Annotated in this window: 5 protein-coding genes and 1 pseudogene (1 of these 6 only partly in view); 5 read left to right on the top strand and 1 reads right to left on the bottom strand. The window is 70.0% G+C overall.

What is annotated here, in order from left to right:
* The first annotated feature begins 326 nt into the window (after window positions 1-326).
* Entirely contained in the window at window positions 327-983 is a 657-nt protein-coding gene (locus tag E6J58_00830; protein ID TMB43684.1) for an HNH endonuclease, read from the top strand.
* A 44-nt stretch (window positions 984-1027) separates the two neighbouring features.
* Here E6J58_00830 and E6J58_00825 read toward each other — a convergent pair whose 3' ends face one another.
* Window positions 1028-1744 carry a DUF4382 domain-containing protein gene (locus E6J58_00825; protein TMB43683.1) on the bottom strand — a complete coding sequence of 239 codons (717 nt, stop codon included), beginning with the start codon at window positions 1742-1744 and terminating at the stop codon, window positions 1028-1030.
* Between the two features lie 522 nt (window positions 1745-2266).
* On the opposite strand from E6J58_00825, the gene E6J58_00820 reads away from it, so the two are divergent.
* The 4 genes and pseudogenes from E6J58_00820 to E6J58_00805 all read left to right on the top strand — a co-directional run.
* A complete protein-coding gene (locus E6J58_00820; protein ID TMB43685.1) occupies window positions 2267-2848 on the top strand; it encodes a hypothetical protein in 582 nt (193 codons plus the stop codon).
* Entirely contained in the window at window positions 2845-4257 is a 1413-nt protein-coding gene (locus tag E6J58_00815; protein TMB43682.1) for a hypothetical protein, read from the top strand. Before E6J58_00820 ends, E6J58_00815 begins: the two co-directional genes overlap by 4 nt.
* Entirely contained in the window at window positions 4254-5504 is a 1251-nt protein-coding gene (locus E6J58_00810) for a HAMP domain-containing histidine kinase (protein ID TMB43681.1), read from the top strand. Before E6J58_00815 ends, E6J58_00810 begins: the two co-directional genes overlap by 4 nt.
* Before the next feature lie 11 nt (window positions 5505-5515).
* Window positions 5516-6207, top strand: a pseudogene (locus tag E6J58_00805) (sigma-54-dependent Fis family transcriptional regulator) (it continues 624 nt past the right edge of the window).

Here is a 6207-nt window from a genome sequence, read left to right as displayed (position 1 = left end):
CACCTGAGCTCGCATCCGGCGCCTGCCGACGAGCACGCGGACGACGTGCTGTTCGCTTCCGAGGACGACGTCGAATCCCTCAAGGAGCGGCTGGAGCGGGAAAACCGCCAATGGGCCGATCTCGCGGCGGTCGACGCTCTCAAAGCGCCACAGTCCAGCGGGGAGATCGATCCCTGGCGCATCGACGCAGAGCTGAAGCGGCACTTGGAGAAGCGCGCCCGCTGGGATGAGGTATTCGGGCAAGTGGCGACGCTGTTCAGGCAAAGCCGCGCCTGGGAGCCCCTCGGTTCGCCAGCTTCCGTCACTACTGCGAGGAACGGCTGGGAATGGCCGAGCGCACCGTCGTGCAGCGCATCGCGCTCGAGCGCAGCCTGTACCGGATCCCGGTGCTGCGGCGGGCGCTAAGCGAGAAGCGGATCAGCTACGAGAAGGCGCGGATCATCGCGCGGCATGCGGAAGGAGAGGAGGTGCGGGACTGGGTTGAGAAGGCGGAAACCATGACTTGCGTCGCGCTGCGTCGTGCGATGCAGGACAAGGACGAGGCGCAGATGTGCGCGCGCGGGACCTTCGGCGTCTGGATGACGGTGAGCGTCGCGGAGGTCGTGAAGGCGGCATTTCGCGCTGCCCGCGCTGCGGCAAAGCGGTGGTTGTCGGCGGGAGAGTGCCTGGTCGCGTTAGCGGAGCACTTCATCGAGACTTGGAGGGCGCAGCTCAAGCAGGCGAACACATTGCAGCGGCGCATCCGCGCTCGCGACAGGCACTTCTGCCAGGTGCCGGGCTGCAGCAGGGCGGCGGTGCACGCGCATCACATCAAGCCCCGCTCGCAGGGAGGAAGCGACGACCCGGAAAACCTCATCAGTCTCTGCGCCGCCCACCACCTCCACGGCATCCACGGCGGCCGGATGCGAGTCACCGGCACGGCGCCGGACAAACTCGTCTGGGAGTTCGGTCTGCGGCGCAGTTACGTGGCGGCAGCCGCGTGAAACGCGCGGTGGTGCTGGTCATGGGAAGAAAGATGAAGGTCTGATCAGGGCACGACGCGGATCACCGGCTGCATGAGGTACTTCCCGTTGCCGGTCTTGTGGATCGACTGCGCCGCGTCGAAGTCCAGCTTGATCTCCAGCACGCCGCCCTGCGGCACGGTCTGGTTCACATCGACTTTCAGACCGCTGGTCGTCCCGCTCGGGACCGTCACGTCGGTGCTGGGCGTCGCGTCGTTGAACACGAGCTGAGCACCCACCAGGTGCAAGCGCACCTGCGAGATGTTGCCGGCCGGCACGTCCACGGGCATCTCCTCCACGCCTCCGTCAGCCGCCAGCCGCGAGCAAAGGGGCGTGAACCGGCCTCCGGTCAGCGAGAGCAGGTCGATGGTCTGCGTATCGGTACACAGGACGATCCACCCGCTGGTGTTGCTCCCATCCTCGCTTGCGCCGGCATCGGGCGCGCCGCCATCGGGAAACGACGTCGAGGCATCGTCGTGCACGCGGATCTCGTCGAACGTGACGTTGACCTGGCTGACGTTGGCGAGGTCGCTGGGTGCATCGGTCAGCGAGATCTTCAGCTGACCCATACCCTTGCTGGATCCGCCGCAAGAAACGGCGAGGACCGAGAACAAGAGGACGACGAGCGATGTGCGCACGATGGCTCCGCGGTAGGTTGGCTCGCCTTCCAGCAAAATCTCCGCCATTCGTCCTCCCTCTGAACGACCAGAGAAGGGGCGGCGCGCCTGTACCGCATGGTACATGGACCTGTACTTCTTGGTGCGCCGCGCTGGTGCGGTGGCCAATCGCTCAGGGAGATGGGTCAGGCATACATGTTGCTGCGCCGAAGGCTCATGGGATTCCTCTCCTGGCAATCGCTCGCGGTCCTGCTCGCCGCGGCCAGCCCCGCCCGCAGCGCGCAGGCCGAGGAGGCGCGCGCAGCGGTGCGCGCTGCCCTAGAACAAGAAGCCACTGCGCCGTCTCTTCCTCCGGCCTTCCCGAGCCGGTCCAGAAAAGAAACAGACCCGAACCGCATGGCGCGCGATCAGTCCGGAGCGAGCGCGAACGGCGCCGCGGCCGCCGCAAAGTCGGAGGCCGCCGCCCGCAGCGCCCAGGGCGCGGCCGCGAGCGCTGCGAAGAACGCCAACGCCGACAGCCACGCAGCCGCCGGGCAGGAGCGCGCCGATCAGGCCCGCAAGAAGCCACACGGTCCGGGCAGGAACCCGGCAACTCCTCCAGGCCCCCCCAGGTAGCACCCGGTGAAGTTCGCTGGATTGCTCACGCTCGTGTGTCTCGCCCCCGGTGTGCTCGCAGCCGGCGAGGACCATCTGCTCGCGGGCGCGCAGCTATTCCGCGAGCGGCGCTTCCAGGAAGCCTACGTCGAGTTCATGGTCGCATCGCGGCTCGGCGCCGGCGGCGACGCCGACTGGTACGCAGCCGCGACGCTCGTGAAGTTGCAGCGGCCCGAAGACGCGCTGGAGGGCTTCGCCGCCGCTGAGCGCGCCGCTCCCTCCGCCGCCGACCCGCTCCTCGACTACTACCGGGCGCTGGCGTGCTACGACGCGCGGCTCTTCCTCTGCGCGGACGCCCTGCTGGACGGAGTCGGCGATCGGACCGGCCCGCGCATCAGCGCCCAGGCGCGGAAGATGCGCGCGGACATCGCCACGCTCCTGTCCTCCGAGCCCTCCGTTGACTCGATCGACTGGTATCACTCTCGCGGAGAAGAGGCGCGCAAGGGAGGCCGCCACGCTCTCGCCGCGCTCTACTATCGCGAGGCCTCGGCGCTCGCCGCGCGCCGGCCGGATCACCACCGGCAGGGCGAAGCGCGCGCCTCCCTGTCCGGCTTGCGCAAGGAGTTGGCTCCGTGATCGGCGCCGTGCTCCTGGCGGTCGCTGGCGGCCTCGATCCCTGCGCGCCCGTGGAACCGGCGCAGAAGCGCGACACGGTCGCCGCGGAGGCCTACCTGGAAGTCGCCGAGAAGGAGCAGCGCGACGGAGCGCTCGATACCGCCGCGGCTGCGTACCGCAGCGCATGGCGCGCCGATCCGCAGAATGCGAAAGCGCGTGCGGGCTTGCTCGCACTGTGCCGCCGTAGCACGGAGGGCAATGCGTTCGGCGAAGCCTTGCGCCGGATGGAGAGCGGCGACCGCCGCCGCGCGATCGAGCTGTTCGGACAGATCCGCACTCTGGGTCCGGATCCCGCCTCGGCCTTGCTGCAGGGGATCTGTCATTACGAGCTGCAAGAAGACGAAGAGGCTGTGCCCCTGTTTCGCGAGGCGGAACGGGATCCGGCGCTCGCGCCTTCCGCCCAGCTCTTTCTCGGTCTGATCTCCTTGAGGGAGGGCGGAGGCGAGGCGGCCGCGCGGAACTTCGAGGCGGCTGCGGCCAGGGATCCCACGCTCGCGCCCACCGCCACGAGTCTCGTCCGGCTCGCGCGGCGGGAAGGGCGCGTCGTGCTCTCCTTGCTGGCCGGGCCGTCGGGAGATTCGAACGTCGACCTCGCTCCCGACGGCTCGCCGACGTCCGGCGGCAGCGCGGATAGCGCGGGCACGATCGCGGCCGGCGTGCTGTTGCGGCCCTCGGGAGAGAGTGGTCCATTCGTGAGCGCCAGCGGCACCTATCGCAAGCTGGGGCGCTTCACCCAGTTCGATCTCGGAGTCGTCGAGGCAGGGGCGGGATGGCAGCTCGGGCGCGAGCCGCGCCATGTCCTCGTCGGCTATGCGTACGACTTCATGTCCCTCGGAGGCGATGGCTACCTCTCGGCGCACCGGTTGCAGGCGGAAGCGCGCTGGACGTTCCAGCAGCTCTCGCTCGCTGCCAGCTACGCCGTCCGATTTGACTCGTTCCTGACCGGAGCCGCGGCGCCGTACTCCGGAATCCGACAGGTCGGCGAGCTGTCGGGAGAGTGGAGGTTCGCCGGCGGTTCCGCGTTCGGGCTCGCCTACGCGCTGACGCGCGATCGGACCGACGACGCGACCCTCAAGTATCTCGAGCAGGGTCCGCGCGCGTTCGCGCGGTTTGCCGCCACGTCCAGGCTGCGGTTTGTCTTCGACGCAGGCCTGTTGCGCAGGCACTATGACAACTTGGACCCAACCTTGGCAGCCACGCGCGCGGACACATATCTGGACGGCGCCGCCGCCGCCGAGCTGGACCTCGCCGATCGCTGGACCGGCCGCTTCTGGCTGGCGGCGCGCAGGGCGTTTTCCAACGTCCCCGATTTCGCATACACCGAACTCTCCGCGGGTTTGACCCTGACCCTGGTGACGGGGCTCCTGTGAGGAAACGGTCCGCGCTGGTCGCCGTCGCCGCCGCCGTTCTCGGGCTGGCCGGCTCGCTCGCCGCGACGGCCTTCCTCCATGCCAGCGCGACCCGCGCCCTCGACCAGGTGCTCGACGAGCGGCTGCGCGGCGCGGGCGAAGCGGCGGCCGGTCTCCTGCAAAACACCGCGCCGTCCGCGAGTCAACTCCAGCGGCTCATGCAGGCCAACCAGCTCGAGGGCGCCTTCCTCCTCGATCGCGATCTGACGGTCCTCGCCGATGCCGCCGGGCCCGCCGGCCGGAGGGCAGATTTGCTGCGCGTCGACCTCTCCCGTGTCCGGCGCGCGTTCGAAGGCGATTCCGGGATCGGCGCCGGTTTCGCGTTGGGGGAAGAGGGCGTGGCCACCGGTTACTTTCCTGTCCGCGCCGCGGACGGCAGCGTGCGCGCGGTGCTGGCGCTCGAGGCCGGTCAGGCGTTCGCCGGCGCGCGGCGCGGGCTGCGTCCGGCGCTCGCTTTGGGAGTGGGGTTCGCCGTTGCCGGAGCGTTCGCACTGGCGCTCGTGGCCTGGCGGTGGACGCGGGCCGAGCGGGCCCGCACGGAGGCCGCTGAGCGGGCGGCGCGCGGCGAGGCGATGTCCCGCATGGCGGCGATGGCAGCGCACGAGATCCGCAACCCGCTCGCGGTGATCCGCGGCACCATCGACCTGTTGCGCGAGCGGTCCGGCCCGGCACTGGGCGAGCGCGGCGCGTCCGACCTGCAGGACATGCTCGGCGAGGTGGAACGGCTCAAGCGGCTCACCGAAGACTTCCTCGACGTCGCCGGCGATCGCGCCATCGTCCGCACGCGGATCGATCTCCGCGACGTGCTCGAGGACGCCGCGCGAGCCGCGGAAGCGGCGTTTCCGGTGCGCGTACGTCTTTCCATTGGACAGCTGCCGCCCATCGAAGGGGACGGCGGCAGGCTGCGGCAGGTGTTCGCGAACCTGCTCTCCAATGCCGCCGAGGCGCAGCGGAACGGTGAAATCGAGCTGACCGCGGTTGCCGCGGACAGCGAGGTGCGCGTCACCGTGCACGACTCTGGGCCGGGCGTGCCCCCACAGATCCGGGTCCGGTTGTTCGAGCCGTTCGTGACCGGCAGGGAAGGTGGGACCGGGCTCGGGCTGGCGCTGTCCCGGCGCTTCGTGGAACGGCACGGTGGCATCCTCGATCTGATCGGCGACGGACGGCCGGGTGCGACCTTTCAGGTTCGCCTGCCCGTCGTGTCCTGAAGGAACGCCTCATGGCCCGCGTCCTGGTCGTCGACGACGAACCGAAGCTCGGCAAGCTCGTGTCGGAAGCGCTGGCGCTGGACGGCCACGCAGTGACCCGGGCTGGCGGTGGCCGGGCGGCCCTCGCCGAGCTGCAGAAGGAGGCGTTCGAGATCGTCGTCGCCGATCTGCGGATGCCCGACATGGACGGGCTCGGCGTGCTCCAAGCGGCGCGCGCCCGGATCCCGCCCGCCGAGGTGATCTTGATGACCGCGCACGCGACGGCGGAGAGCGCGGTCGCGGCGATGAAGGCAGGCGCCGCGGATTACCTGATCAAGCCCTTCGCATTCGAGGAGCTCCGCCTGCGGGTGCAACGGCTCGCGGACCAGCGCGCCGCGCACCGCAAGGCGGACCGGCTGGTGGAGCGGCTGACGCCCGGCTTGGTGGCCGAGAGCGCCGCGATGAAGGACGTCTTGGCCGCGGCCCGGCGGGTGGCCGCGACCGACGCCAGCGTGCTGCTCCTCGGCGAGAGCGGAACGGGAAAGAACCAGCTGGCGCGCCTGATCCATTATTCGAGCAAGCGCGCGGCGGCCCCGCTCGTCGAGGTGCATTGCGCGGCGCTGCCAGAGGCGCTGCTGGAGAGCGAGCTGTTCGGGCACGAAAAGGGCGCCTTCACCGGAGCGCACGAGCGCAAGATCGGACATCTGGCCGCGGCGGACACGGG

The sequence above is a fragment of the Deltaproteobacteria bacterium genome, assembly GCA_005879535.1.
Taxonomy (GTDB): Bacteria; Myxococcota; Myxococcia; order Myxococcales; family 40CM-4-68-19; genus 40CM-4-68-19.
Note: the sequence above shows the minus strand (reverse complement) of the source record. Positions and strands in the feature narration are given on the sequence as shown.

What these genes read in the sequence shown, in the direction of transcription:
- E6J58_00830 (TMB43684.1), top strand. Translation starts at nt 327, where the DNA reads ATGGCCGAGCGCACCGTCGTGCAGCGCATCGCGCTCGAGCGCAGCCTG.
- E6J58_00825 (TMB43683.1), bottom strand. Translation starts at nt 1,744, where the DNA reads ATGTACCATGCGGTACAGGCGCGCCGCCCCTTCTCTGGTCGTTCAGAG.